Raw genomic sequence first — 2,771 nt, 5'->3', positions numbered from 1 at the left:
CCGCCACCTACCTTTCTCACACCCAAACATTCTTTCTCAAAAGCGTTGAAAACGCTGGTTTTCTGCGCCATTATCGTTCTCTCTTTGTTCCATTCGTTCTCATCCAAGCTCACGTATTTCCGGGCATCAACCGGGCATCGGCGGGGTGAGAAACCGGGCACATTGTGGAGGATGGTTGATGCCGCTCACAGATACCCAAATCCGGAAGGCCAAGCCGACTGACAGGCTCTACAGACTCACTGACGGTGGCGGGTTGTTCCTGGCGGTGACGCCTGCGGGCGGGAAAATATGGCGGCTGCGTTATGAGATCGAGGGAAAAGAGAAAACGCTTGTCCTCGGTCCGTACCCCGATATCAGCTTGCAAGAGGCGCGCGAAGCGCGGGTTGCCCAGAAGCGGTTATTGAGAGAGGGGCGCAACCCGGCGGAGGAAAAGAAGAGGGGCCTGCGCTCCTATTGCGCCCTGACGATGCTTCACCTCAACGACGATGCGCGGTGCCTCGAAGCCGAACCCGTCCGGCGAGGCGACGATATCCTTGCCCCGATCAGCCCCGGCCAGCGACACTCGGGTCTTGTAGCCCATGGCGCGCAACAAGCCAGCTACGAGCTCCTGAAGGTCCGACCAGTCCAGCGCGTGGACGCGGTCCTTCGTGAACTCGATTGCTTTCTCCAGAATGTTCTTGAACACATCATCTTCGGCAATCTCTGCCGCTGCGTCCTTAATCGCGGGCCTTTGTGATTGCAGCGCCCGCAGAAGATCCTCGATCACCTCAGCCGACAATTGGAACAGCGTCGAGATGGCCCCCAGGCTGTTGCGGCTGCGCGGGGAGAGAAGGTCGCGGGAACCCTCGCCCTGCCATTTCACTGATCGCACGTTCGGGTCATCGGCATCGATGCTCGGATCCCAGCGATAGTCTCCTGCGACCTCCCCGATGAGGTAGACCCGCCGGCCGGGATCATAGGTGACCACCCGATCTCCAATCTTCATTTCACTGCGAAAGCGGTAGAGTTGACCTGTCGCCATGGCAACGGCTTGCGGCTTCCACTCAGGCCAGGTCGCAGCGACACACGCCGCGATCTTGTCGCGTGTGTTCAGATTCTCCAGCGACCCCATATCGCCCCAGCCAATGGCGATCACGGACTTTTCCTTGAACGCGTCATAGAGTCGACCCCCGCGCTCGGCGCGCACCACCCAAGCCTGTTTCATCAAGTCACCCGATACCACCTCATGAGGATATGTTAGGCTGCGGCATGGCGGCATGACAACAAGATGTGTAGCATTGCGCAGTCGGCTTTGCCGTAGCGGCTCCGCCCGCTAATGTCGGCGACTGAAATGGTGAATGTGCAGGGACGTGTCGCGGTGCTGACCGGCGAATTGAGAAACAAGATTGACGCCATCTGGAACGCATTCTGGGCGGGCGGCATCACCAATCCCCTCGAGGTGATCGAGCAGATCACCTATCTGCTCTTCATCCGCGGCCTGGACGAGCTCCAGACCCGCGAGGAGAACAAGGCCGCCATGACGGGCAAGCCCCTGGCACGGGTCATCTTTCCGGCGGGGGTCTATCGCCAGGACCGCGACGGTGCCGACGTCACCTATGAGGCCTTGCGCTGGTCGCGGCTGAAGAATGCCGATGCGGGGCGCATGTTCACGCTGATGGCGGATTTCGTCTTCCCCTTCCTCCGCGAGATGGGAGAGGAAGGAAGTGCCCATGCCGAGCACATGAAGGGCGCGCGCTTCACCATCCCCACCCCCGGCCTGCTCATCAAGGTGGTGGATATGCTGGCGGAGATCCCGCTGGACGACCGCGACACCAAGGGCGACCTTTACGAATACATGCTGGCGAAGATCGCCACCGCCGGACGGAACGGCCAGTTCCGCACGCCGCGCCACATCATCCAGCTGATGGTGGAATTGACCGCGCCCACCCCGAAGGACGTGATCTGCGATCCGGCGAGCGGCACCTGCGGCTTCCTTGTGGCGGCGGGAGAATATCTGCGCGACCACCACAAGGCCCTGTTCCGCGATGCCGCGCTCAACCGGCATTTCCACGCCGGCATGTTCCACGGCTATGATTTCGACCAGACCATGCTGCGCATCGGCTCCATGAACATGCAGCTCCACGGGGTGGAGGACGCCGATATCCGCTATCGGGATTCGCTTGCCTCCGGCCATGGGGACGACAAGGATAAATATTCGCTGATCCTTGCCAATCCGCCGTTCGCCGGCTCGCTGGACTATGAGACGACGAGCGCGGACCTGCTTTCCATCGTCAAGACCAAGAAGACCGAGCTTCTGTTCATGGCGCTGTTCCTGAAGCTCCTGAAGCCCGGTGGGCGGGCGGCGGTGATCGTGCCGGACGGGGTGCTGTTCGGCTCCTCCACCGCGCACAAGGCGATCCGCCGGATGCTGGTGAAGGACCACAAGCTCGATGCCATCGTGAAGCTGCCCTCGGGCGTGTTCCGGCCCTATGCGGGCGTCTCCACCGCCATCGTGCTGTTCACCAAGACCAATTCCGGCGGCACCGACCAGGTGTGGTTCTACGATGTCGCGGCGGACGGCATGAGCCTCGACGACAAGCGCCAGATGCTGGTGGACGAGGAGAAGTCCGGCCCGGTGCCGAAGGCGGCTCTGAGTGTCGAGGAGCACGCCCGGAACAACCTGCCCGACGTGGTGTCGGGGGGGGGGCGCCGCGCCGGCCGGGAGCGGGCGAACCCCCGCCCCCCGCCCCGCTACTGCGTGAGCGCCGCGGAGATCGCGGCGGCGGCCTACG

The 2,771-nt window shown here is 62.4% G+C and carries 2 protein-coding genes and 1 pseudogene; 2 read left to right on the top strand and 1 reads right to left on the bottom strand.

The window, feature by feature from the left end; all coding sequences use genetic code 11:
- Positions 1-178 precede the first annotated feature (178 nt).
- Positions 179-379 (top strand): annotated as a pseudogene (locus tag ACT6QH_RS07365) (Arm DNA-binding domain-containing protein); the annotation flags it as partial.
- 18 nt (positions 380-397) lie between these two features.
- Here the strand turns inward: ACT6QH_RS07365 and ACT6QH_RS07360 are convergent.
- Positions 398-1,204: a DUF8426 domain-containing protein gene (locus ACT6QH_RS07360; RefSeq protein WP_444974170.1), complete on the bottom strand. Its 807-nt coding sequence runs from the start codon at positions 1,202-1,204 to the stop codon at positions 398-400.
- 153 nt (positions 1,205-1,357) lie between these two features.
- Between ACT6QH_RS07360 and ACT6QH_RS07355 the strand changes: the two genes are divergently transcribed.
- Positions 1,358-2,771 (top strand): type I restriction-modification system subunit M (locus tag ACT6QH_RS07355; protein WP_444974169.1); only part of this gene is annotated, 1,414 nt, incomplete at its 3' end.

The sequence above is a fragment of the Haloleucobacter albus genome (genome assembly GCF_052492075.1).
This window is presented reverse-complemented; position numbering and strand designations above follow the sequence as displayed.